We start from the raw sequence: 24,599 nt of genomic DNA, 5'->3' as shown, positions 1-24,599 counted from the left end.
CGATCCTGACGGCGCTCGCCGCACAGAACGTCCGCTTGCAGGCGACGGGTCAGGTTCCGCAGTCCACCCATAGGGGACCCCAGGAGGGGCTACCAATCTTCAGCTTTCGACCACTAGTTCTGTGACGGGGTCGAAAAGAGTGAGCGGACCAGGGCCATGCCGAAGCCATCGCTCGCACAGGTAGGCCAGGGCGATCCGGCTGTCCTCGCCCATCCCGGCTACCGCGCCTTCCCGCCGTGCGCGATGCCGCTCCAGACCGATGCAGCCCGGGCGGAATACGACAGCACCGGGCGGCTGATCTGGAATGTGGGCCGCCTGTCGAAGGACATGCACATCGCGCTCTCGCTCTACGCGAGCTGCTTCGATCAAATCCAGCGCATCTCCGCCGAGGGGCTGACCCCGCGGGCATCCTGGTACACGAACCTCCAGAAGGCGCAGGCCCGGCTGAAGCTCGATGACATCGACAAGCCGATCAGCGCGCCGAAGGAAGCGCCCATCAACCGGTTCGCGCGCTTCGGTTTCCCGAGCCGTCGCTGACGAGCGGTTCGCCCAGGTCGATCTCAAGGGAGAGCAGATCCCGGACTATGTCGGGATGGCGGAATGGTACGCCCAGGCCGTCGTGCAGGGCGCGGTGGTGGCCTGCCGCTGGGAACGGCTCGGCTGCCACCGCTTCCTCAACATGCTGCAGGAGGCGAAGAAGCCGAGCAGCGACTTCATCTTCGACGCGGACCGGGCCAACGACCCCTGCGCGTTCATCGAGACGCTGCCGCACATCAAGGGGTTCGCCGGCACGATCACGCTGGAGCCGGTGCAGTGCTGGTGGATCGCCGCGACCTTCGGATCCCGCGAGCGCGACACCGGCCGGCGGTGGGTTCGAGAGGTGGCGTTCTGGGTCCCCCGCAAGAACGCGAAGACCGCGCTCTCGGTGGGGATCGTCCTGTACTGCCTGAACTACGAGGACGAGCCGGGCGCCGAGGGGTGTGTGGCGGCCGGCTCGGAGAAGCAGGCCGATATCCCGTACCTCGCGATCCGGCAGACCCTGGAGAAGGAGCCCGAGCTCAAGACCTGGCTTATGGCCAAGGACACGACGGAGACGATCCGGTTTCGCCGCACCGGCGCCGAGCTGAAGCTCCTCGCGGGCAAGGCGCCCAACCTCGACGGCCTCAACCCGCACGTGGTGCTCGCCGAGGAGGTCCACGCCCAGAACCAGGACGTGATCGGCGTGCTGAAGAGCGCGCAGGGCGCCCGGCAGCAGCCGCTGTGGCTCGGCATCTCCACCGCCGGCCGCGACGCCACCGGCCCGGCCTACGACGGCTGGCGGTCGGACCAGCAGGTGCTCGAAGGCAAGCTGCGGGCGGATCGGGTGTTCGTCGCGATGTACGCGGGCGACAAGGAGGACGAGGAGCGCCGCTTCGACCCGGCCGTCATCGAGAAGCTGAACCCGCTCTACGGTGTCTCGCTGAATCCGACCTCGATCGAGACGGAGGAGCGCGAGGCGCGCAAGAGCGAGGCGAAGCTTCAGGAGTACAAGCGGACCCGGCTCAACCTCTGGAGCCGGGCCGCCGGCAACCTGTTCTCGACCGAGCGCTGGGACGCCTGCGGGGATCCGAAGCTGACGCTCGACGCACTGAAGGGCTTCCCGATGTACGTCGGGGTCGATCTCGCGAGCGCCTCGGATCTGAACGCGGCCTCCTTCCTGATCGAGGTCGGCGAGGTGCTGTACGCGGTGTTCCGGTATTGGCTGCCGGAGCGCTCGCCGCGGTTCAAGGACGACCGGTACGCGGATCAGTTCATGGCCTGGGAACGGGCCGGCCACCTCACGACGACGCGCGGCAGCCACGTCCACCACCCGACCATCCTGGCCGACGTCCTGGCCATGATCGAGGGCCACAACGTTGCGGCGTTCGGGGTCGACCGCTTCCAGGCCGACTTTCTGGCCGGCGCGATCGAGGAGCGCGGGCACACCGTCTACTCGGTGTCGAAGACAGCCTCGCACATCACCCGGTCGACCGACGACCTGGTGACGCGCCACGACGACCCGGCCCGGCTTCAGCACGACGGCAATCCAGTGACCTCGTGGATGGCCGGCAACGTGGTCGGGCACTGGGACGCAAACGACAACGTGCTAGCGTTGGTCTAAAATCACAAATCATCACAGAAACTTAGTCCGCTTTCCGCGGGCTTTTTTGTGGGCAGCAAGGTTTTGGCTGGTGCGGGCTGGTTCGCAGTAGCAGCGGCCGCGTTTGGCAGCCGTTCGGGCTTGCCGGTTGCGCAATTCTTTCGACGGACGCGAGACGGGATCCATGCGCAAGGAAACGCGAGAAAACGACTTGTTGTATGGGGTTAGCGCAATCGCAGCGCATCTGGAGGTGCGGTACGGCCAGGCCTACCACATGATCGAGAAGGGCGACCTTCCCACTTTCCGAGTTGCAGGCCGCGTTTGCGCTCGCCGGTCCAGCCTTACGGCGTGGGTAGCAGAGTGCGAAGCCAAAGCTCGCGAGGCGCGGTCATGAGCGGCGATCGCATAGGGATCGTCGTATCCGGCTTCCACGTGCACCCCGCGATCGAAGCGGACGGCGGCTCCACGTCGCTATCATGTTCGTGGCCAGCAACGCCGGGCCACCTTTCATCCGGCACCTATCGGATGGAAGGTGGCCCTGGCGACTGCCGCCGATCTCGTGAACTCGATCAAGCAGGCAAAGGCTAATCTGGCTCTTGTGCCGCAGTAGTAGCCGGGTCGCCCTGAGCGCAGGACAGCTTACACTTTTCGAACTCCTGAAGCGGCAGTTCCATTCTGCCAGCCAGAACGTGCACCGGCCCCGGCAGAAGCGGCCTGTGCGGATGAGGCCGAGCAGCGAGAGCGCGACATGCGCCGGGAATTGGACCGCATCCGTGAGCGGTGCCGGGATCAGGGAGGCCTCGACCGTGGGTGAAACACCGACGCGACGAATACCTGTCGACTATGCCCCGCTTATCGCGCGAGTGCTGTGCGACCCCCCTCCGAGCGGGATGGGCACCAACGGCTATCTGCACTGGGCGCGGCGGATCTGGCCAGGTGTCACAGATGCGGAGGTCTTGCGCGCCCTAGAGATTTCCGACGAGGTGTTCACCGTTGATCGCATGATGCGTGATCTCGAATGAGTAGCCCGGTCTCGCTGCTCGACAAATGGCGCATGGTCCAAGCCGTACTCCGAGATCCGGATCTATCACCGGCCGCGAAGGCCGTCGCTGGCCGCCTTCTGTTTCACCTCAACGCAACCACCGGGCGGTGCACGCCCTCCTTCGAGACACTGGCACGAGGCGCCGGCATGGCAAGGCGCACAGCGGTCCGCGCCGTCCGCGAGCTGCGAGCCTCGGGCTGGGTCGCTGCAGATCGAGCAGCCGGTTCCGGCTCGTTCATCTTGGCTTTCGACCGAGCGAAGGATGCGGTCGAGACTGGGACCGAGCCGTCCCTTAGCGGGGACGAAATTGTCCCTAGCACTAGGGACGAAACGGTCCCTCTTCTGGTGACGAAACGGTCCCTGGGGGTAGGGACGAAACGGTCCCCCAAACAAGGGAAGAAAGAACAAGGGAAAGGAACGAGGTCTGAATCGCTCGACGCATCAGCGTTCGATAGGTTCTGGGAGGCCTACCCGCGCAAGGTTGGCAAGGCCGCGGCGCAGCCCGTGTTCGAGCGCATCACGCGCGACCGAAAGGCGACACCGGAGGAGTTGATCACCGGCGCCGAGCGCTTCGCGGCTGAGCGGGCCGGCGAAGATCCGACCTTCACCGCTCACGCAAAGACTTGGTTGAACGCCGGCAGGTGGGCTGACGAGCCCGCACTGCGGCATGCGCCGTCACGGCCGAACGGCCGGCAGTCGTTTAGCGCCATCGAAGCCCTGATGAGGAACCTCGACTATGGCGAATGAGCCAAGCTCCGGTCGCGCTATCGCGCGGGCCGGTCGGAACCCTCTACTCGACGTGCAGACCCATCTGCGAGTCGAGCGTCTGTTGACCGAGATCGGTCCAATCGATTGGTGCGCGGTCGCGCTCTCGAACCCGTATGCCTCGGTGCTTCGAAGCGACCGCGCTGCAATGAACGACGCGCGCAGAGATCTGGCCGCGATACCATCCGAGGCGACGCTCGATCGGATTTCGGCTGTGGTCGAGGCGGCTCTGAGCCAACTTCCGGACAAAGCGCCCACTGCGGCGGCGGTCGCGGTCCTGTTTGACACCATGCCCCGGCAGCCCGCGAACCCAGCCACCTACCTCAATGCACTGTGCTTCGATCTAGTCGAGCTCGGGTTCCAGCCAGCTGTGGTCGCAGCGGCGTGCCAGGAACTGCGCCGCACGGCGACGTTCGTCCCCGTCATCAGCGAGTTGATCGCCGCCTGCAGGACGGTGCAGGAGCGCTACGTCTCGTTGCAACGGCTCACGGCCCATGCACGCGAGGCTCGCGCTCGTCTAAAGACAGCCATCATCGAGGCCGAGCGCGAGCCACCGCCCAAACCAAAGCGGCGGCCCCAGCCCGACGCAGAATCAGGTGAAGCCGAATGGTGATGGGCGAACCCGCCTGGCTGCCGATGGCGCTCGCCCCACGAGATCGCCGAACCACCATCCGCGTTGAGCGCTGGATCGCCGGCCACGAGCTCGTGCGCACCCTTTGCTGAAGGTCGGAAGGTCCGCTTGCCGGCAGGTTGAGCGGCCGTGAATGACCAAACCTGGCCGAAAGCAGAAGGGCTGCTTCGGAGTAGGAACGCTGCAAAAGCGGACGCGCGGCTTCCGACCCAACTCAGTCTTCCACGCGCGGCCGTGCGGCTACCGAAAGCGGACGTTTGTTCCGCTGTTATCGATCTCGAATATGCACGTGTCCTGGGGGGGCGTGTCCGACCTGCGCGGGGGGGCATGCGCACGCCGGACACGCATCGCACCGTCACGCGAGGTGGCGGCACGATTCAATTGAGCCACAGGGTCAGTGGGCCTCGATGGGGCCTGCCGTCCGCTGCGGCTTCCTCAAGATGGCGACGACGCCCAGGCTGAGAACGAGGCTGACGCCGACAATGTAGAACCCATCCGCATAGGCCATCACGTAGGCCTCGCGGCGCACTTGGGTGGCTAGCATCCCGATGGCGGCGCCCTTGGCGGCGGCCTGGTCGGCGATGTGCCCGTGCAAGCCGGCAGCAAGGGCGGCGAGGCGCTCCTGCGTCCGCGTGGCGTTCACGGTGATCGCCTCGGCCAGCACCGAGAAGTGCATGTGCTCGCGCCGGTCGATCATCGTCGAGAGCATAGCAATGCCGATGGAGCCACCAAGGTTGCGCATCATGTTCGACAGCGCCGAGGCGTCCGCCGTGTCGCGCGGGGCGAGGCCCGCCGTCGAGAGCTGCGAGAGCGGGATCGTGAACAGCGGCTGGCCGATGGCTCGCAGGAGCTGCGGCAGGATCAGCTGGTCCGCGCCAACGTCGTGGGTCAGCCCGACGTTGATCCAGCAGCTCGCGATGAAGAACAGCGTTCCGGTCACCACCAGCAGCCGAGCGTCGAAGGTGCGCATGATCAGCGGCATCATCGGGAACAGCAGCAGCTGCGGCAGCCCGGACCACATCACGACGTAGCCGATCTGCTGGGCGTTGTAGCCCTGGATCTGCGCGCAGTAGACCGGGATGATGTAGATCGAGCCGAACGAGACCGCCCCGAGCACCGTCATCAGCACGCACGATCCGCCGACCGAGCGGTTGCCGAGAACCCGCAGGTTGATGAAGGGGCGCTCGGCCATCAGTTCGCGGACGATGAAGCCGGTGATGCCGATGACGGCAAGCAGGCTGACCTCGACGATGATGGGGGAGCCGAACCAGTCCTTCCGCTGACCTTCCTCCAGCACGTAGGTCAGGGCCGGCAGGCCGGTCGCCATCAGGCCAATGCCGATCCAGTCGCCCTTCAGGAGCTCGGCCCAGCGCGCCGGCACGTTGTCGAAGGCGCCGAGCTGGATCGCGGCGGCGAGCGGGCCGAAGATCAGGTTCAGGTAGAAGATGTAGTGCCAGGACAGGTTGTCGGTGAGCCAGCCGCCGACCGTCGGGCCGATGGCAGGCGCGAAGGTGGCGGTCAGCCCGAACATCGCGATGCCGATCGGCTGCTGGCTCTTCGACAGGCGCGTGCGCACGATGACGATGGCGGTCGGGATTAGCACGCCGCCGGTGAAGCCCTGGCCGGCGCGGAACAGGATCATCTGCGACAGGGAGGTCGAGAGCGCACAGGCGAGTGAGAAGGCTGTGAACAGCATCGTGTTCACCGAAAGGTAGCGGCGCAGGCCGATCACCGAGGAGAGCCAGCCGGTGAGGGGGATCACGATGATCTCGGCCATCAGGTAGGCGGTCGAGATCCAGCTGCCCTCCTCGGTGGAGGCGCCGAGCGCACCCTGGATGTCGGAAAGCGAGGCGTTGGTGATCTGGATGTCGAGGATGGCGGTGAACGCGCCGAGGATCGCTCCGAACACCGCGAGCCAGTCGCGCGCGCTCGCCTGAACCTCAGGCGCGCTCGTCGCTGCCGCGGCGCTCATCGGGGCAAAGCCTCGCTGACCAGGGCGGTCGCCGGCCGACGCTGGTGCGGCTTCACCGGCTCGACGGCATCATGGAGGTGGACGGTGGCCTCGACCGAGAGGCCGGGGCGCAGGCGGGCGAGCATCGGATCGGCATCGTCGAGGGCGACCCGGACGGGGACGCGCTGCACGACCTTGGTGAAGTTGCCGGTGGCGTTCTCGGGCGGCAGCAGCGCGAACCGGGCACCCGTTCCGGGTGAGAAGCTTTCGACCCGGCCCTCGAACTCATGGTCGCCCAGCGCGTCGACGGTGAAGGTGACGTGCTGACCCTCGACCATTTGTCCGGTCTGCGTCTCCTTGAAGTTCGCCACAAGGTAGATGTCGCGGCCCATGGGCACCACCGTGAGCAGGCCCGTACCCGCTGAGACGAACTGGCCGACGCGCAGCGAGCGGTCGCCGACCGTCCCGTCGATGGGCGCCGTGACGGTGGTGTAGGTCAGGTTGAGCTGTGCCTGCTCCACCTTCGCCTGCGCGACTTCCAGACTCGCCCGGGCGCTGCCTTCCAGCGCCCTCAAGCTGTCGACTTGCTTGCGGGCGGCGTCGAGGGAGGCGACGGACTTGTCGTGCGCCGCTCGCTTCTGGCGTAGGTCGGCATCGGCCTGCTGCTGGCGCTGCGCCGTGCCGGAGCCGGTCTGCAGCAGGTTCTGGTAGCGGGTGTACTCCTTTCCGGCGAAGTCGAGGGCCGCGTCGGTGTTCTCGACCTCGGCCTTGGCCGAGGCGACCTGCGCCTGCTGCTGCAGGATGGCGGCCGCCGTCCCGAGAAGCTGAGCGCGGTTCTTCCCGACCTCGGCCTCGGCCTGCTTGAGCATGACCCGGTACTCTCGGTCGTCGAGGCGCGCGATCACGTCGCCGGCCTTCACCGGCTGGTTGTCACCCACCAGCACCTTGGCCACATACCCAGCGATGCGGGGTGCGACCGTGACCTTGTCGGCCTGCAGGTAGGCGTCCTCGGTGGTCTCCAGGAAGCGGCCGACGGTCCACCAGTGCCAGCCATAGCTGCCGCCGCCGCCGAGGGCGGCGAGGAGGATGACCGGGAGGATCAGGCGTGCCTTCCGGCGTTTGGCGGCCGGTGCGGTGACCGGTTGAACCGAGGCAGTCAGCGCGGGGCTGGCTGCCATGGTAGCGGTTGCAGCTTGCGCTTCGGGCTGGGGAAGGTCGCGCGGTCGAGCGTCCATGGTGGTGGCCAACATCAATACGATACGGTAACGTATTGATACAGGGCGGCATGGAACGTGACAAGGAGATTGATGATGGCAGCGATCACGGTGGCCGAGCCCGAGGCGGGCTCCAAGCGAGGGACCGGCGGTCGACCGACGCGTGAGGAGGCCGCCCGGCGCGAGGCCCGCATCGTGGAGGTGGCGACCCAGCTGTTCATCGAACGCGGCTTCGACGGCACCTCCATCGACGCGGTGGCGGAGGCTGCTGGCGTCAGCAAGCCGACGCTCTATTCGCGCTATCAGGACAAGCGCGCGCTATTCGAGGCGGTCCTGCAGGATCGCATCCGGGAATGGCTCGCACCCCTCTCGGCGGCGGCCGAGACGCAGGCGCTGCGCGCCACCCCTGCGGATGCTGCGACGGTGCTGGACGCGTTGAGCCGCAACCTCCTCGACCGCTCCCAGGCACCGGGCGCCGCCGCGCTTACCCGCTGCATCGCCGCCCAGGCCATGCAGTTCCCCAACCTCGCCAAGCTTGCTTATGAGGAGGGGTGGCTCCGCGGCATCAGGGTGGTTGGTGGTCTCCTCGGCGTTATGGCCGACCAGGGGCAGATCGCAGTCGACGACCCCGAGATCGCCGCCGACCTCTTCCTGAACCTCGTGATGGGGCGCAGCTCGAAGCAGGCGCTGTACGGCATCGAGGTGAACCCGGAAGCCCAGGAGAGGCGCCGGCGCGCTGCCGTCAGTCTTTTTCTCGCCGGCGTCCGTCCTAATCCTGCTTGAAGAGCGCGACCGCCATATGGTTTCAGGGAATGGATCACCCTCCTGATTGATCAGCCTCCTAGCGGTGCTTTGCGCCTTGCCTGTAGGGTCAAAAGTAGCTGCGTGGGCAACGTCCGCTTCCACGTTTTTCCGTCCCGAAGCAGAACGTCACAAATCCACCCCGAGCGGCCCTTCCGGTAGCGACTCAACTCAGCCGCCGGAAGCGCTGTCGGCGTTCCCGCGAAGCGGACGTTCTTCAGGAGCCCGGCAACTTCGGCTCGGGGTGGTGAGCGGTCATTGAGGCGGCGTCCGAAAGCCGACATTCATCTTCGCATTTATCTCTGCCACCGAGCGGCCATCGGTATCTCTGGAGAGGATTTTCGGCTCAAGCCGGATCATAGGTCTGGGAGCGGCCGAAAAGGCGTTTCCAAAGGCCCCCGAAAATCGCCGACTTGTCGATGTCGTGAATGTCCTGCGAGTACTGGCCTGTGTAGAGCCGGACGATCATCGCGTCGTGGCAGGCACCCCCAAGGCTGTAGGAAAAGCTGACGCAGGCTGGCTTGCCGCGCTTGCCTGGCGCCGCGCCTTCGACCTTGGCTTCGAGGTGGGGAAAGCGCTCCATCTCGATCCAGATCCGATCGCCCGGGCTCATGCCAGGATCGGCCGGGAACGACGCAACGCCCCGATCAAGCGACAAGCTGACGATCCGGGCGCTCAGGGATCGATCCGCGGCGACAACACGGGCCGGCTCGTCGGTTGCGAAACTATCGAGAAGCGGGCGTGATCTCTCGAAACAGATCAGCGCCGCGACCAGAAGGACCAGAATGTTGAGCGCAGCCCAATAGGCCGAGACGATCGAAAACTCACCCTCGCCGATGCGAGACCACTCCGGCACGATGTTGATGACGAGGCCAAGCGCCGTAACGGCGATACAAAAGGCGATCGAGAAGAAGGTGTAGGCATCGAAGGCGTTCTCCTCGTTGCCGCTGCCCTTTGGCGTCACGCGAAACGGCACTCCGAACGGCTTGATCACGCTGGAGATCACCACGGGCAGCATGCGGAAGGTCGCGAAGGTGCCCACCGCGCTCGACACGAGTGGCAGATAGCGCGTCGGCGTCAGCCAACCCATCAGCAGGAAGTAGGCCGCGAGCACGGGCAATTGATAGTAGACGATGTCCTGCGTGCCGGTGAAGTAAAGCGGTGCGGCGCCGGTCCAGAGATACACCGCCGGCACCACGAGGATGACGAACCGCGTCGTGTATTGCATCAGCCACGATAGGGGCAGGAACATCGCCCGCTGAAACAGGCTCAGGCCCGGGCCGCGCAGCGGACCGTTATGCAGGTAGATCGTCTGGATGCCGCCGCGGCACCAGCGGCCGCGCTGGACGAAGTATCCCTTGAGGTTCTCTGCCGCGAGGCCCATCGACAGACGCTCGTTCAGGTAACGGGTCTTGTATCCCTTGTTGAGCATGGCGAGGGTTGTGAGCAGATCTTCAGTGATCGAATCATGGGGGAAGCCCCCGATGACATCGAGCGCCGCGCGGCGGGCGACCGAGCAGGAGCCGCAGCAGAAGCTCACGTCCCAGGCATCGCGGCTCGCGGCCATCTCATCGAAAAACAGTCTTTGCTCGTCAGGCCAGACCTTCTCGAGCGAAAGATTCGACTGAACCGGATCCTTGTTGAAGAAGTGCTGCGGGGTCTGAACGATGCCGACCGTCGGGTCCGTGAAGAAGGGAAGCGTCCGACGCAGGAAATTGCGGTAAGGCACGAAGTCGGCGTCGAAGATCGCAACGAAGTCGCCCGATGATACCTTGAGGCCGTTATTCATGTTGCCGGCCTTGGCGTGCGAATTGTCCGGCCGAGTTACGTGGATGGCGCCCTTCTCCTCGCAATAGGTCTTCAGCCAGTCGCGCCGCTTGTCGTCGAGGACGTAGACCTTGAACTTGTCTCGCGGGTAATCAAGCGCGAGAGCGCCGATGATGGTCCGCTCCAGTACGTCGAGTGGCTCGTTGTAGGTCGGGATGAAGACGTCGACAGTCGGCAATTCTTCCTTCGACTGTGCGAAGAAGCGTTTTTCCAGGCCGTCCGCCTCCGAGCTCCGATCGACACAACGGCTCATCACGACGAGGAACAGCAGGATTTCGGCGAAGGCACCGAGTTCCACACAGAAGACCGCCCAGGTCCAGATGAAGGCAAAGCTCCCGTCGACCGGATGCGGCAGCACCGTGTGGAGGAAGCGCCAGTGGAGATACCGGATGGCGACCGCGAGTACGAACGTGCAGGCGATCGCGCGAGACCAACTTCGCTGCCGTGGCCAGTTCAAGATGAAGACGAAGAAGAAGGCCGCGACGAACAGGGTCGGGGCGATCGGCCAGAGCTCCTGCTCTAGGATATACTGAACCACAGGCTCTTCACCCAATTCACGAGAGGTAGCGTCGCAGCTGATCTGGCGAACCGAACCTGCACCGTGCGGCCCACATGGCAGAAATTCTCGTAATCGGTCTGCATCGGGTTCTGTTCGAGGGCGAGCCGGATGCGGGCGTTCTTGCCCCTGCTCTTCGGCGGCACGGCAGCGAGGGTGACCTCCTCCACCGCCGCGTTTGATCCCCGAACGGAGGTCACCCGTCCCGCAATCAGCTCCGAGGTGCCGAGCAGGCGCACCTCTGCGGGATCACTAGGCTTGATCTGGTCGTAATCGACCTCATCGAGCAGGATGTCGACGAAGAGGTCCCGACAGTCGAGCAGGCGGGTCAACTCGTGACCGACGACGACATTCGAGCCTCCCACGACGTTGTTGCGCCAGATCACGCCGCGGAAGGGCAGGCGGATCGAAGCCTTCGACAACCGATCGTTTCGGCCGCGCTCGATCATGAGCTGTCGTTCCAGAAGTTGGACACGGGCCCGCTCGATCTTGTCTTGCGCCTCCACGTTGGCAAGCTGGATCGTCACTTCGTCGCCGCGCTGCTGCGAGTAGGGCACGTCATTGCGCCCCTCGCCGACGAAGGTCCCACGCTTCAGGGCATCAAGCTGCTGATTGAGCCTGTCGAGTTCGGCCCTTGCGATCGTGCCCTCGTTACCGGAGGCGATAGCGGTGGCCCTGGCCGCCTCGACCGAGCTGTTGGCAACCACACCCGTCGCGCCAAGGGTCTGCTTGCGGCTGAGGTCGGCCTCGGCCGAGACACGGTTGGCCTGGGCTGTACTGATCCGCTGCTGGCGGATGATGATTTCCTGCTGGATGCTTTGTAGGCTCGCCTTCTGGTAGTCCCCGAGTCGCGCGGCGAGTTCCTTCTTGAGGGCCGTGAGCTGTCCCAGCTGGGCGTCGAGCGCCTTGAGGCGCTCGCGCGCCGCGCCGAGATCGGCATCCAGTTGCGCTTCGGCTGTGCGGGCGATGCGGTCGTTGCTGATCTGGAAAAGTTCGGCGTCCTGGTGTAATGCGGTCCCGACCTTAGGTGGTGTTTCGGAGACGACACCCTCGATCGGCGCCGACAGCACGGCGAAGCGCGCGTTCACGGTGCCATCGAGACTCGTATAGCCGGTGAGACCTGGCAGCATCACGACAATGGCGGTGGCTACAAGCGCCAGCCCGACAAGAATACGGACAATACGCCTGTTCCAAAACATGCCCCGTCATCCTGATACAGCGCCCCAGCGCCTCAGCGGTTAAGGCAATTATCTCAATAGGGTGGTTTGAGCTTCTCGAGTTGCACTCGCGTAAACCCTCAGCCCAGCGGTTTGGATCCTGAGATTCGCGCCGTGGTTGCATTTTCCTTAACGACGGCGCTCGGCAGAAGGCGCGCGTGGGCCAGTCCGCCGAGGATCGTCGTCACGTCCTCAATGGCATGATCTGGTCGCCAGGCATGGCCGCGCCGCCAGGCGGTCTGCAATTGCCGGTAAGCTGACCTTCCGAATGCCTGTTTAGGGTCGGAAAGGGGCGGGAGGGCGAGGTCCGCTTTGATGCATCCGTTCCCCATAGCGGACCGGCGGAAATCCACCCACCTTGGTCATTCAGAAGGCCATGCCAGCGGGGCTGGACTTGGCCGTAAGCGGAATGGCTGCTTCAGAGTTTAGGAGGTAGGTAACCGGACCTCGACCCCGCGGCCTTGAGCGTTCGGTTAGACGCAAACGGCGCCTCTCCGGCCGGTCAAGCTACCTTGCTTATGGCAACGCCAAGCTCGCCGTGAACCCGGCGATCAAGATCACCAACATCATCGCCTTACTGCTACTCGTCGTGGTGGTTGGTGGGTAATGATAGCCGAACCAAAGATCCGCTTTTGGACCCCAAAGTTCCGCTCTGAACAAACCTAGAGTAGCCAGGGGCGCATCCCTTTGTGCCCCTGGCCTCACTCGGTAATCCGATGGCACCTCTCGTCCTTGTCGACCACTTCAGCGACGCCCAGACGTTCCGCGGGTCGACACAACCCTCGACGCGGATCTCTCACCACTTGCCAGATCGATGCCCCGGCCGACGAGGCCTCGACCGGCGGACGGTTTTCCCGCGTGGATCAGGTGCCGCACGTCCGCGCCGGCCTGGTCGACCGCGCCGATCCGCCCGATGAGCTGGGCCGGCCGGCCTCCGCGCAGGCCCGCCAGCGTCAGCTGCTCGTCCCGGACGTAGGAGTAGACGCCGCTGACTGCGAACGCCGTGGCGTAGGCGACATGCTCGGTCAGTCCCGCGGTCGCGGCCTTGAATGCATCGGAGGCGTGGAAGGTCCGACGCACGAGCGGTGAATGGAACACCAGTTCCAGGACCGCGATCAGCCGACGTTCGTCCGCTGCCGATTGGTCCACGTCAGACGCGGGCGGCGCGGGCTTGGCGTTGTCATAGGGTTCCGGCAGGTGGAGCCGCACCTTGAGGACCGGGGCCTCCGCCGCTAGGGCGCGTGCCAACCTCGCGACGCGCTCGCCGAACCTCACCGCGTTCCCGTGCGAGGCGCCGAGGTGGAGCTCGATCCGGTCGAGGCCGCCGTCCCTGTTTGGGGACGCCTCGGCCACGCGGTCCACCAACGTCGTCAACCCATGCGGGAGTGCATATGCGACCGTGGCGGCGAACATGTTCTGCTCGTCCGCGAACAGGATCGGTCACGACTCGTCGAAGGCCGCCTGGTCCGCCGCGGAGCCGAACCCGATCTCGACGCCCCCGTCCAACTCGTGGTCTGGGAACGCGCGGATGCTCTCGACCGCCGGCCACAGGTGAGCGTCCTGCTCCCGGTCGAAATGCCTCTAGGGTACCACGCGAGACCGGGAATGCGCGCGCGCAGGGCGCCATGCACGTCCCGCCAGTAGGTCGCGAAAAGCTCGTGCGGAACCCGAGGGCGGCGCAGCACCGTCGTGTAGGTGCTGATCGCGATGGCGGCATCGCGCCCGGAGTAGTCGCTCGCCATGGAAGTGGGCATGTCGGTTCCCATGCCGGCTCGGGGTGATCCTCTGGATGCAGGGGCATCCTCGACGCGGCGTTCGGGCGCGAGGTCGCCGAACCAGTACGCGGCGGTGACGCCGCCATCCACCAGGAAGTCGCTTCCAGTGATGAAGGCGCCGTCGGATCCCATGAGGAGCGCGCCCACCGTCCCGACCTCGTCGGGCGTACCGGCCCTCTCGGCCGCGGACACCTCCGGCATGCCGCGTAGCGGGTAAGATGTAGCGCTAACCGCTAACCGCTACGCGCTACGCGTCGAGTCGATCTCCGCGGCCGGAGCAACGATGTTCGCTTTCGTTCTAGGGCGCGAGAATGGACGGGAATGAAAGGGAATCCCGGGTGACGAAACGGGGCGGCTCGGGTACTGCTTCCCTATGCGTTTTCGCTCTGTGGGGCCTGTAGCTCGATGGTTAGAGCCGACCGCTCATAACGTTCCGTCCAAACCATCGATCCCCTGGGCAGGACTCGCGTTTTTCCCGGCAGGGCACGAGAAACGGTCCGACCTCAACCAATTCCCGGGCAAGGCCGGCCCGGTTTTGTGCAGGGCGTTTGTTGTCGACGGCTCGATCCCGCCGTCCTACCCTGGCCTCCATGCATAGCCCGCCAGCCGCCCCACCGGACCATCCCGGGACAAGTCCCTTCGGGGAGGTCATCCTTCGGTTGCGGGCACATCCCTGGCTCGGCGACGTCACGGCGTTCGCCGCCGCCGCCGCAGCCTTGGCGGTCAGGCTCTGGCTGGACCCCGTTCTGCCGCCGGGCTTCCCCTACCTGACCTTCTTCCCGGTCGTCGTGGTCACGACCTTCCTGTTCGGCCTGCGGCCGGGCATCGTCTGTGCCGTCCTGTCGGGCATCTGTGCCTGGTACTTCTTCCTGGCGCCGGCAAACAGCTTCGACCTGAACCCCCAAACCGGCATCGCCCTCGCGTTCTACGCCTTCATCGTCGTGGTCGACATCGCGCTCATCCATTTCATGCACGTCGCCGGCGACCAGCTTCGACGCGAGCGCGCCGTCAACGCCGGTCTGTACGAGCAGCAGCGGACCATGTTCCAGGAGCTGCAGCACCGCGTCGCCAACAACATGCAGTTCGTGGCGGCCCTGCTGACCTTCCAGCGCAAGAAGGTCGTCGCCGACCCCACGCAGGCGCTGGACGTCATCGACGACGCGCGGGCGCGCCTTGAGACCATCTCACGGCTCCACCGCAGGCTCTACGACCCGTCACGCATCGCCATGCCGGTCGGGCAGTACCTCCAGGAACTCTGTTCAGACATGCTCGACGCGACGGGAGCGCGCAACGTCGTCTGTCTCGTCGAAGCGCCCGTCGTGACGCTGGACCTGACGCGCCTGACGACCCTATCGCTCCTTGTCGTTGAAATCATCACGAATGCCCTCAAGCACGCCTTCGAGGACGACGCGCGCGGCACCATCGTCGTTCGCCTTGAGCAGGTCGACGCCTCACGCCTTTCGCTGACGGTGGCCGACAACGGCAAGGGCATCCCAGACGGGTTCGACCCCGCTTCGAGCCGAAGCCTGGGATTTCGGATCGCGCAGGGCCTCGCGCAACAGCTCGGCGGAGAACTCGCATGGTCCGGGGGACCCGGGACCGAGGTGCGTCTGGTCTTCCCGGCGGTGGCCGTCTGAAAACGCCATCCCGGGCCGCTGCTCGCGAGGAAAGGCGACGTGTGCCAGGTGTCGCGCCACCGACGCGAGGAAGACCATGGCAATCGGTTCGGGGGCCGTAGCTTCATGCCGCCGTGCGGGTGGCAAAGACCGTCGGCATCGGGTCTCCGACGTCTGAAGGTCGACCCGCAGTGCGGATGGACGCGCTGGCCTGGCATACCCGGACGACGCCTCCGGGGAGGGCGTCGTCCTCGTCGTCGACGACGATCCGGCGACGCGCAGGCTCCTCGCTCGCTTCCCGGAACGGGACCGCGTCGATGTCATGGCCGCCGTCAAAGGACGCGAAGGGCACGACATGGCGTGGTCCATCCGGTCGCGCGTGATGCTTCTCGACGTGACCATGCCCCAGATGGACTGTTGGTCGGTCCTGCGCGCCCTCAGGGACGATCCGGATCTGGGCGATACAACCGTGATCATGGCCACCGTGCTGAACGAGCAGAACCTGGTCTTCTCGTTGGGCGCCGCCGACTACCTGCAGAATCCGGTCGACCGGGGGGAACTTCACGCCGCGATGGAACGCCTTCGACCCCGGGGGGCACGAGGGTCCGCTACCTGTCATCGACCACGATGCCGATACGCACGAGCGCATGTCGACACGGCTCGTCCGGGAGGGCTGGCGGGTAACGACGGCCGAGAACGGCAAGGTCGGGCGCGCGGCAGTGGCGGCCGAGCGTCCTGGCCTGATCCTGAGCGACTCGTTGATGCCGGAAATGGACGGGTTCGCGTTCCTCAGGACGCTCCGCGCCAAGCCAGAGCGGGGTTCGATCCCGGTCGTGGTGCTGACGGCAAAGGATGTCGACGGGGACGACCGACGACGCTTGGCCGGTCGGGCCGACCGTTTCCTTCGGAAGGGCCAGGTCGGCCTCGATCACCAGCCTGGCCTCTTGCGCCCGTTCGTCTCTCCGAAACGATAGGAATAGGTTCGGCGGTCCAGAAGGGTGGCGCAAGCCATGGCACCATGGGGTGGTGCGTCCTCGGACGTCTCGCATCCCGTCGGGCTCGCTTATCGCCGCCCAAACGCCTTCGGAACGGCGCGCACGCGCCGCAGCCTAGGCGGGTCGGCGGGCGCGCACGATCGAGCCGAACGGCCGATGCGCGGCCAGGCCCCTCCACGGATTGAAGGCCATGCCGACCTTGATCCATTCATGTGCGTGGACGAACCCCAGACCCTCTTCGTCATCCCAAAATCTTCAGCGCCGGATGTACCATGGGTAGACATGAGACCCTTCGGGCACCCAATCCCTGGTGAGATTGGCCCTGCCTGGCGCTGATTTTTGTAAGGCGCACGAAAGGGGAACACGCGTATGTCGACGCCGCGTTTCCCGCGGATGCCGTGCTTTGACATCATCCTGCGGCCGAGTGGGGCGGAAACCCGGTCTACCTTTCGGACGCAAGGGTTGAAGCGCTCGCGTCCGTACACCGCGGCCATGCGGCGTGCCAGGACCGTGACACGCCTGCATTCGGTCCGGCAACTCCGAGATCCATCGTCCGGATCAGGCGCGACGACGCTCCCTTCCCCGTAGGGGGACGGGAAACGGCACCGGCGCCGCCGCCAGCAACGGGTTCCAGGTCGAGACCCACTCGTCGAACGGCACCGGGTCGCCCGTGAAGACGAGGTCGCGGAAGGCCAGGGCGGCGTCCGCGGTCGCGCGCTTCACCAAGGGGTTCAGCGGATCCCCGTTTCCGAGGGTCCTGTCGGTGAAGACGCTGTGCGACCCACCCCTGAAGACCGCGAGGGCCTTCCTGGAGCCGGGCATCGCCGCGTAGACGTCGACGCGGTCCTGAACCGGCGAATAGCGGCCCGGGATCCGGATGGTATCCTCCGTCGTCGTCACGTGCAGCGTCGGCGCGTCGATGCCGCCGAGCACCGCTGCCAGGTCCGTTTCCCCGTAGAACGGCGGGGCGGAAATGACGATGCCGGCCTTGAAGCGCCCGTCCCGGAACCCGAGCGGCTCGCCCTTCCGGATCACCTGGGCGCCCAGGACGAGCAGCGTGGTGTTGGCCCCGTAGGAATGGCCGGCGGCGACGATGCGGTCGCGGTCGACGTGCGCGTGATAGGGGTTGTCACGGGCGAGCAGCCGGTCGAGCCCGAAGCGCATGTCGCGCGCCCGCTCGATGGCCTCGCCTTCCTGCGCGGCGTCGTCCAACCGGTCGAACAGGAGGAGAGGGTTGCCGCCCCAGACCGATTGGTCGCTGCCGACGTGCTGGAGATGCAGGCTGGCGCTGCCGCGGGCCGCCCAGCGTTCTCCGAGGGAGCTGTAGCTTTTCCGGGATCCGCCGAGCCCGTGCGAGAAGACGGTGAGGGGCACGGCCCCCTTTCGCGGGGAGCCGCCAGGCCAATACAGCCGGGCCGGGACCACCCTGCCACGGGTCGCATCGGTCCACTCGAAATCGACGACGCCCGGTTCCCCGGACGCCGTCGCGGCGAACGCCCGGGTGCGCGGAAGCGTCAAGCCCACGCCCGCCCCAATGGCCATGGTGGCGAAGCCGCGCCGAGTCGGTGGCGTCACGGGTCCTTTCCGGACCGGAGCCGGGTCGGGTCGGTCATCGTCGATGGCGGTCATCGGTCCTCGTCGGTGGGATGGAATCCCGAACGCTCGGCCTGGAGTACGACCCCTTCCGCAGCCATGGGGACTTCGACCGCGGGGCGAAGGGAGCACCGGTCTCACGGTCCGGCATACTGCCCCTCGGTGACGGGTTCGAGCCAGACCACGCTTCGGCCATCGGCGCTCTCCGCCACCGCCACGTGCGTCATGGCACCGGTCCGCGTCGCCCCGTGCCAGTGCCTCACCCCGGGACCGATCCAGACCGTGTCCCCGGCCGTGATCGCGCGGACCGGCTCCCCTTCGGCCTGCACCCAACCCCGGCCTTCGGTCACGACCAGCAACTGGCCGAGCGGATGCGTGTGCCAGTTGGTGCGCGCGCCCGGCTGGAAGGTGACCGTCCCGCCTCCGAGGCTCGCGCCACCGGTTCCCTTGAAGGAGGAAGTCAGGAAGGCCGAGCCGGTGAAGTTCGCCGCGGGAACGGCGACCGGGGATCGGCCCGGCGGCACGACCTGCACCTTCGGTCCGGGCGCGGGCCCGTCGAGCGCCTTCGTGGCGACGGAAATGGCCGCGCTCGCCTTGGGCCAGCCGGCATAGAAGGCCAGGTGCGTGAGCGCCTCCCCGATCTCGACCTTCGTCAAGCCGTTCCCCGATCCGCGGCGGACCTCCTCGCCGAACCCGCCGAGGTCGCCGGCGGCGGCCAGGGCGGAGAGGGTGACCAGGCTGCGGTCTCGTGGCGTCAGGTCGGACCGATGCCAGAGATCACCGAAAATGACGTCGTGGGTCAGTTCGGCGAACCTCGGAGCCAATGGGTCGGCGCCCGCTCCCGGAACCTCGGCTTCGGGACCGACCCGATTCGATGCCGTCGTCCTACCCGGCGTACCGGCATCGCGGCGGAGCGCGGCGACATCGATCCCACGCTCGGTGAAGGTCCGCTCGATCACCTCTAGCGCGGAGACCGCGTTCGGCCAACCCGCGTGGAAGGCAAGGTGCGTGACCATCCCCGCGATCTCGACCGGCTTGAGGCCGTTCGCGAGGCCGCGGCCAAGGTGACCGCCCATCTGCGCGGTCTTGCCGGTGGCTATCAACACCGCCAGCGTAACGAGGCTCCGGTCCCTGGGAGCCAGCTGCGGGCGGAGCCAGACGTCACCGAAGAGCACCCGGTCGGTGTCGTCCGCGAGCCCGGGCGCGATGGCCTGCATGCTCTTTGGCGCGACGGATGGACGCTCCTGGGCGGCGCCGGCGCGGGCGGGCTCGTCGGGGCTGAACAAGGGGTCCACCCGTACGACGCCGGTGAACCATTCGGACGGCCCCTTCCCCGAGGGCTGCGAGCCGCTGCGCCTGATCTCCATGCCTGTCTTCCCGGGTTCGGTCGGTGACGCCGTGGTGCGTCCCGTCAACCTAGCCCCGGCCCGACCCCGCGATTAGACGAGGAAATCGGCATGAGGATATGACTTCGGGTCATCAATCGAGCGACTGGGGGGGGCGCGGGCGGTGCTACCGACCTCCACCGAGATGCGGCGCCGAGCGCCGACATCCATCTCGGCCTGGCTTCGCGGACCACGCCCTGCCGACCCTATGGGTGACGTCCGACCATGCCGACGCGACCTCCACCGGTCCGATCCCGTTGCTGGAGGACCGCGTCTCGTGGAAGGCGATCCTCGCCACGCCACCGACGCATCACCGTCCATCCGCTCGATTCGCACGATGTCCCCGCATTCGTCCATGCGGGATGAGGTGCGCCCCGGTGCCCCGTCTCATGGGTGTCGTGTCGACGTGCCAGACCTGGGCACGCGTTCCGGGATGTTAATCCGTGGAACATCGTCGGACGCGGACCCTTAGGTAAGTCGACGCGCCTCGGTCGGGGCGTTGTCGCCGACGCACTCCGATCAGCACTGGAACGACGCATGGCCCTGACGCCCGACACGACGCGCGCCGACCTCGACCGCACCCCGGCGGCGGGCGTCCATCCCATCGACGACCTGCGCACCGTCGCGGTCCACAAGGTCGCCTGGGGCGCGATCTTCGCCGGGGCGGTCATCGCCCTTGTCGCCCAGGTCATCCTCAACATGGTCGGGCTCGGCGTCGGGCTGTCGACCGTCGATCCGGCCGGCAACGGAACCCCCACCGCGGGGTCGCTCTCGTCCGGGGCCGGGATCTGGTTCGTGATTTCCGGCATCCTGGCCTCCGCAGCCGGCGGCTGGCTCGCCGGGCGCCTCTCGGGCAAGCCGGCCCTGCTCACCGGCGGACTGCACGGCCTGGTGGCCTGGGCGGTCTCGACCCTGGTCGTGGTCTACCTGCTCTCGTCGGCGGTCGGCGGTGCGGTCAGCGGCGCATCGAGCGCGGTGACCAGCACGCTCGGCGGAGCCGGCAACCTGATCGGCGGCTCGGTGAAGACCGCGGCCCAGGCCGCGGCGCCGTCGCTCCCGGGCATGGACAACCCGTTCTCGAACATCGAGAGCCAGGTCCGCAACGGCACCGGCAATGACCCCGAGGCCCTGAAGAACGCCGCCGTCAGCGCGATGCGCGCCGCCGTGACCGGTGACGCCGCCCAGCAGAAGGATGCCCAGGAGAAGGCCGCCCAGGCCGTCGCCAAGGCGCAGGGCATCCCGGTCGAGCAGGCCCGGACCCAGGTCGCCGACTACACCAAGCAGTTCAACGACTCGGTCGCGAAGGCCAAGGAGCAGGCCAAGCAGGCGGCCGATACCGCGGCCCGCGTCGGCTCCCAGGGGGCGCTCTACGGCGCGCTGGCGCTGATCCTCGGTGCGGTCGCCGCCTTCCTCGCCGGCCGTGGCGGGGCCAAGGGCCTCGTCGCGGATCGTACCGTCGTCGCGCCGGTCGGTCAGCGTCGGGTCTGAGCCGGGTCCCAGCTCGCTACCTGCCAACCGGCAAGTGGCGACCGGTTCGGTGTGAAAGCCCACGGCCAAGCAGGCCGTGGGCCGTTGAGCCTCCTCGACCCATTCGGAGCGAGATCATGGACGAGAACCGCATCAGAGGCGCCGCCAAGGAACTCGGCGGCAAGGTCCGGGGCGCCGTCGGCGACGTGACGGGCGACCGCGAGCCCCAGGCCAACGGCATCGCGAACGAGGCGAAGGGTACCGTCGAGAACCTGTACGGACGGGCCAAGGACGCGTTGCGCGACGTCGCCGACCAGGGCGGTGGAGTGGCCAAGGACGCCATCGAGCAGGGCTGTCGGTCCTTCCCGGATGCCAAGCGGACCTACCGTCGGGGTGCCGATACGGTGACGGACTACGCTAAGGAGTCCCCGCTGGTGCTGGCGGCCATGGCCGGAGCCATCGGATACCTGCTCGCGATGGTCGTCCACGGTCGTCGCTGACCGGCCGCCGCCGGGGGCCAGGGTCCCGACGGGGCCGGTCCCCGACCGGGGCGATACATCCGGGGGACCCTCGATGCCACCCATGCGCACGCTGATCCACGACGGGTCCAACGACGACCGCTGGTACCTATGTCGCGGCGACGACCCGGCCGACGTGTACGTCTTCCACGAGCCGAACGTGCCATCCGGCGGGAGGCCGTCCCGCATCGAGCTCGGGGCTTTCCTCGCCTCGGCGAACGGATCCCCCGAGCGCCGCGCCCTCCTGGGCATGATCGGCTCCCTGGTCGGGACGGATCGTGCCGGCTTCGCGTCGGGCGTCCCCGCCCCCGAGCCGGGGGCGGCCGGTGCCGAACCGACCCCCGGCGAGGCCGCTACCCCAACCTGACCCGTTCCATCCCACGCCCGCGAGAATGTCATGGCCATCGACTACCGTTCCGAACTCCGCAGGCCCCTCCCGTTCAGCCTTGCCGTCGTGGCGGCGGTCCTCCTGGTCTGGCTGGTCGTCGCGTCCATCGCCGGTGCGCGGCAGCGGACCGCGCGGGACCACCGCATCCAGGACCTGGAGACGCAGCAGGTCTCCCTGCAATCGGACCTCGATCAGCAAAGGGCGGCGGCAGGGACCCTCGACGGGCTCAAGGTGAGGATCGCATCGGCCCAGCAGCAGGAGCGCGACATCTCGCGCGCCGGGGAGGAGGCGAAGGCGAAGGCCGCCGGCCTGGCGACGGAACGGCAGGCGGCCGAGCGCAAGACCGGCGAGGCCAAGGCCGCCGCCGAGGCCGAGGCGACCAAGCTCGCCGGGCTGCAGGCCCAGGTCGCGCAGGCGGAGCAGAAGCTCGCGCCGATGAAGGAGGCCACCACGGCGGCCGAGCAGGCGGCGACCGCCAGGACCAAGGAACTGGCGGAAGTCGGACGCCGGCTGGAGGAGACGCGCCAGCAGGAGGCGAAGCTGCGGGCCGACATCGCCGCTCTGTCCCAGGAGGCGACCGCCAAGACCGCGGACCTGGCCAAGGCCGAGGAGAGCCAGCAGAAGGCGCGCGATGGCTCCGCGGCCGCGCAGAAGGATCTCGCCGATGCCCGCGCCGCGACCGAGCAGGCGACGAAGCGGAAGGCCGACCTGGAGCAGGCGGTTGCCGGCCTTACGGCGAACCGCGACAAGCTCACGAGCGACGTCTCGCAGGCTGGCCAGCAGGTGCAGCAAGCCAAGGATGGGTTGGCTGCGACGCAGAAGGAGCTCGCCACGGCGCAGTCCGAGCGGGACCGGGTGATCTCTCAGCGAAGCCAGGCCGAACAGGCGGTGCGGAAGCTGGCGGCCGACCGTGACGGTGCGACCTCGGCGGTGGAGGCGTTGCAGAGGAAGCAGGCCGACGCCCAGGCGCAGTTGGCCACCCTCACCGAGACGTTGGCCACCCGCAACAAGGAGATGGCCGCCCTGGAGGACCACCTTGGGACGACGCGGCAGGAACTGGCGGCGGCCCAGGCTAGGCTCGCCGAGGCAAACCAACAGCTCTCGGTCCAGCCGCCGGCCATGACGGTTCATCCCGCCCCTGCCCAACCGACCGCTCCGAAGACGGAATAGGTTGGCCCGGGCAATGCGGCGCGTTGGTCTAGACTGAATTTCCCGACTGTCCCCGTAAGACGCCTGGGGCTTCCGGGATACCGGGTGCGATGGGGTTCATTGATCCTGAATCCTCCGCGTTGGCCGCATCCCCGTAATCTTGGGCATCATCGTGAAGGCGGTCATACGGAAATTGCTTCCCGAGCCCCCGATTGTCCTTGCCTCGCCGGTCAAGGCGTCGCGCCGTCGGGGACGAGGTCGTTACCGAACGGATTGCATCCCCTTGGCGGCGACATGTCCTCGGCGAGCGAAGCGCTGCCTGCCGTGAAGCGCATCCATCGCCTCGTCGGCGGCCCTCTGCCCGCTGTCGTGGGCCCCGTGGGCGGTGGTGAAGTCGAAGGGGTGCGTCGCCTCGCCCGCGAAGAAGAGCCGGTCCTCGAAGGGCTGGGCCAACCGTGCCCGCGCCTGCGACTGGCCCGGCAGGGCGCAACTGTAGGCGCCGCCGATGGACGCCATCCGGCTCCAGGCCGTCGCCGCGAGCGGACGGATGGCCGATGCCACGTCGCTCCCGAACAGGGCGACCAACTCGGCGGACACGTACGCGAAGCCGGCGGCCGGCCCTTCCTCCTCCAAGATCCGGGCGCCCTCGCCCCCGAGGAACGCCTCGATGACCGGCCAGCCGTTGGGCCGGATCGAGTAGGAGGCGGACCTCGGGTCATGCAGGTTGCCGTAGGCATGCGCGTCCGGCTCGAACGCGGTGTCCCGCCCAATCTCCAGGAAGACCTTCTCGTTGCGGCCCAGCGGCAGGGCGGCGGCCGCCTCGCGCCAGGGTACGGTCCCGGCGGGCAGGCGGATCGCGTCGCCGGTTAGGACCGCGGTCGAGACCGTGAGGATGGCGGCCCCGGCGCGGACGGTGCCGGTCCGCGTCGAGATTGCAACGCCATCCGCCGTCAGGTTGATCCGCTCGACGGGGGTGGCTAGGCGCAGCGTCACCGAGGACGGCAGGCTGGCGGCGACGAGCGTACCGTAGCCGAGCGGCACGTTCCAGTTCAGACCGGTCGAGGCCGTGTCGTAAGCCATGTAGTCGGTGGCGGAGATCTCCTCGGGTGCGACACCGCTCATGAAGCCGGCGATGGCCCGCACGTAGGCGTTCCAGGTGCCTCCGGGCTCAAGCGCGTCACTCGTGCGGTCGCTGCCCGAAGCTACGGCGCGGAGCCGTTCCTCCCAGGCGCCGTAGGCCCTCCACGCCGCCTCCTTGTCGTCGTTGTCCTCGGCAATGGCGGGATGCGCCTTCGACCACGGTGGATCGCCGCGGTCGACCGGGAAGCCCGATGCCTCGGCGATGCCGACCCACGCGTTGCGGTCGCCCGAGTGGAGCCACTCGCAGCCGAGGTCGAGCGGGTAGCCTCCCAAGTCCTGAGTGTACGCCCGGCCCCCTAGACGCGGGGAGGCCTCAAGCAGCAAGGCCGATGCGCCGTGGGCCGCAAGTCGTCGCGCGGCGCCGATGCCGGCGGCACCTCCGCCTATGATGATGACGTCGAACTGAGTGGCCATGGGGCTGTAACTGAGATCGGGCATCGAACTGGACAA

The 24,599-nt window shown here is 67.2% G+C and carries 20 protein-coding genes and 1 pseudogene; 13 read left to right on the top strand and 8 right to left on the bottom strand.

Features of this window, described 5'->3' with window-relative positions; all coding sequences use genetic code 11:
• Nucleotides 1–156: 156 nt before the first annotated feature.
• The 5 genes from AKJ13_RS15785 to AKJ13_RS15770 all read left to right on the top strand — a co-directional run bounded on the left by AKJ13_RS15785 (nt 157) and on the right by AKJ13_RS15770 (nt 4,539).
• Nucleotides 157–537, top strand: a complete 381-nt coding sequence (locus tag AKJ13_RS15785; RefSeq protein WP_050734202.1) for a hypothetical protein — start codon at nt 157–159, stop codon at nt 535–537.
• Between the two features lie 55 nt (nt 538–592).
• The gene (locus AKJ13_RS15780; protein WP_050734201.1) at nt 593–2,140 is read left to right on the top strand and encodes a terminase TerL endonuclease subunit; all 1,548 of its coding nucleotides are present in this window, start codon (nt 593–595) and stop codon (nt 2,138–2,140) included.
• Nucleotides 2,141–3,009: 869 nt separating this feature from the next.
• Nucleotides 3,010–3,141 (top strand): hypothetical protein, encoded by a 132-nt coding sequence (locus AKJ13_RS33110; protein WP_280137114.1) that lies wholly within the window; start codon nt 3,010–3,012, stop codon nt 3,139–3,141.
• 524 nt (nt 3,142–3,665) lie between these two features.
• Nucleotides 3,666–3,908, top strand: a complete 243-nt coding sequence (locus AKJ13_RS32665) for a hypothetical protein (protein WP_244471619.1) — start codon at nt 3,666–3,668, stop codon at nt 3,906–3,908.
• A gap of 82 nt (nt 3,909–3,990) precedes the next feature.
• A complete protein-coding gene (locus AKJ13_RS15770; RefSeq protein WP_144426269.1) occupies nt 3,991–4,539 on the top strand; it encodes a hypothetical protein in 549 nt (182 codons plus the stop codon).
• 412 nt (nt 4,540–4,951) lie between these two features.
• Here AKJ13_RS15770 and AKJ13_RS15765 read toward each other — a convergent pair whose 3' ends face one another.
• Together AKJ13_RS15765 and AKJ13_RS15760 are read right to left on the bottom strand one after the other, a co-directional pair.
• Nucleotides 4,952–6,529, bottom strand: coding sequence for a DHA2 family efflux MFS transporter permease subunit (locus AKJ13_RS15765; protein ID WP_050734198.1), 1,578 nt, complete (start codon nt 6,527–6,529; stop codon nt 4,952–4,954).
• Complete coding sequence (locus tag AKJ13_RS15760; RefSeq protein WP_050734197.1) at nt 6,526–7,686, bottom strand: HlyD family secretion protein; 1,161 nt, start codon at nt 7,684–7,686, stop codon at nt 6,526–6,528. The genes AKJ13_RS15765 and AKJ13_RS15760 overlap by 4 nt, the downstream gene beginning before the upstream one ends.
• 129 nt (nt 7,687–7,815) lie before the next feature.
• Between AKJ13_RS15760 and AKJ13_RS15755 the strand changes: the two genes are divergently transcribed.
• Nucleotides 7,816–8,505, top strand: a complete 690-nt coding sequence (locus AKJ13_RS15755) for a TetR/AcrR family transcriptional regulator (RefSeq protein WP_050734196.1) — start codon at nt 7,816–7,818, stop codon at nt 8,503–8,505.
• Nucleotides 8,506–8,869: 364 nt separating this feature from the next.
• Here the strand turns inward: AKJ13_RS15755 and AKJ13_RS15750 are convergent, their stop codons facing one another.
• The 3 genes from AKJ13_RS15750 to AKJ13_RS32285 form a co-directional block, all read right to left on the bottom strand.
• Entirely contained in the window at nt 8,870–10,888 is a 2,019-nt protein-coding gene (locus AKJ13_RS15750) for a glycosyltransferase (protein ID WP_050734195.1), read from the bottom strand.
• Nucleotides 10,870–12,105 (bottom strand): HlyD family efflux transporter periplasmic adaptor subunit, encoded by a 1,236-nt coding sequence (locus AKJ13_RS15745; RefSeq protein WP_050734194.1) that lies wholly within the window; start codon nt 12,103–12,105, stop codon nt 10,870–10,872. Before AKJ13_RS15745 ends, AKJ13_RS15750 begins: the two co-directional genes overlap by 19 nt.
• Nucleotides 12,106–12,867: 762 nt before the next feature.
• On the bottom strand, nt 12,868–13,536 hold the full coding sequence (locus AKJ13_RS32285; RefSeq protein ID WP_064774631.1) for a hypothetical protein: 669 nt from the start codon (nt 13,534–13,536) through the stop codon (nt 12,868–12,870).
• A 1,021-nt stretch (nt 13,537–14,557) separates the two neighbouring features.
• On the opposite strand from AKJ13_RS32285, the gene AKJ13_RS15735 reads away from it, so the two are divergent.
• The 3 genes and pseudogenes from AKJ13_RS15735 (at nt 14,558) to AKJ13_RS32655 (ending at nt 16,488) form a co-directional block, all read left to right on the top strand.
• Nucleotides 14,558–15,535, top strand: coding sequence for a DUF4118 domain-containing protein (locus AKJ13_RS15735; RefSeq protein WP_244471618.1), 978 nt, complete (start codon nt 14,558–14,560; stop codon nt 15,533–15,535).
• A gap of 190 nt (nt 15,536–15,725) precedes the next feature.
• Nucleotides 15,726–16,028: pseudogene (locus AKJ13_RS32660) on the top strand (response regulator); the annotation flags it as partial.
• A 133-nt stretch (nt 16,029–16,161) separates the two neighbouring features.
• The gene (locus AKJ13_RS32655) at nt 16,162–16,488 is read left to right on the top strand and encodes a response regulator (protein ID WP_050734192.1); all 327 of its coding nucleotides are present in this window, start codon (nt 16,162–16,164) and stop codon (nt 16,486–16,488) included.
• Between the two features lie 579 nt (nt 16,489–17,067).
• Here the strand turns inward: AKJ13_RS32655 and AKJ13_RS15720 are convergent.
• On the bottom strand, nt 17,068–18,084 hold the full coding sequence (locus tag AKJ13_RS15720; protein ID WP_082316986.1) for an acetylhydrolase: 1,017 nt from the start codon (nt 18,082–18,084) through the stop codon (nt 17,068–17,070).
• 155 nt (nt 18,085–18,239) lie between these two features.
• Entirely contained in the window at nt 18,240–19,517 is a 1,278-nt protein-coding gene (locus tag AKJ13_RS15715) for a carboxymuconolactone decarboxylase family protein (protein WP_244471617.1), read from the bottom strand.
• A 507-nt stretch (nt 19,518–20,024) separates the two neighbouring features.
• On the opposite strand from AKJ13_RS15715, the gene AKJ13_RS15710 reads away from it, so the two are divergent.
• The 4 genes from AKJ13_RS15710 to AKJ13_RS15695 all read left to right on the top strand — a co-directional run bounded on the left by AKJ13_RS15710 (nt 20,025) and on the right by AKJ13_RS15695 (nt 23,030).
• The gene (locus AKJ13_RS15710) at nt 20,025–20,975 is read left to right on the top strand and encodes a PhnA-like protein (protein WP_244471616.1); all 951 of its coding nucleotides are present in this window, start codon (nt 20,025–20,027) and stop codon (nt 20,973–20,975) included.
• Between the two features lie 116 nt (nt 20,976–21,091).
• Entirely contained in the window at nt 21,092–21,454 is a 363-nt protein-coding gene (locus tag AKJ13_RS15705) for a CsbD family protein (protein WP_050734190.1), read from the top strand.
• An 82-nt stretch (nt 21,455–21,536) separates the two neighbouring features.
• Nucleotides 21,537–21,839, top strand: a complete 303-nt coding sequence (locus tag AKJ13_RS15700; protein ID WP_244471615.1) for a hypothetical protein — start codon at nt 21,537–21,539, stop codon at nt 21,837–21,839.
• A 30-nt stretch (nt 21,840–21,869) separates the two neighbouring features.
• Nucleotides 21,870–23,030, top strand: a complete 1,161-nt coding sequence (locus AKJ13_RS15695) for a hypothetical protein (protein WP_050734188.1) — start codon at nt 21,870–21,872, stop codon at nt 23,028–23,030.
• 240 nt (nt 23,031–23,270) lie between these two features.
• Here the strand turns inward: AKJ13_RS15695 and AKJ13_RS15690 are convergent, their stop codons facing one another.
• Nucleotides 23,271–24,563 (bottom strand): FAD-dependent oxidoreductase, encoded by a 1,293-nt coding sequence (locus tag AKJ13_RS15690; RefSeq protein ID WP_050734187.1) that lies wholly within the window; start codon nt 24,561–24,563, stop codon nt 23,271–23,273.
• Between the last annotated feature and the right edge of the window lie 36 nt (nt 24,564–24,599).

The organism is Methylobacterium sp. ARG-1, from assembly GCF_001262595.1.
GTDB classification, from domain to species: Bacteria; Pseudomonadota; Alphaproteobacteria; order Rhizobiales; family Beijerinckiaceae; genus Methylobacterium; species Methylobacterium brachiatum.
Note: the sequence above shows the minus strand (reverse complement) of the source record. Positions and strands in the feature narration are given on the sequence as shown.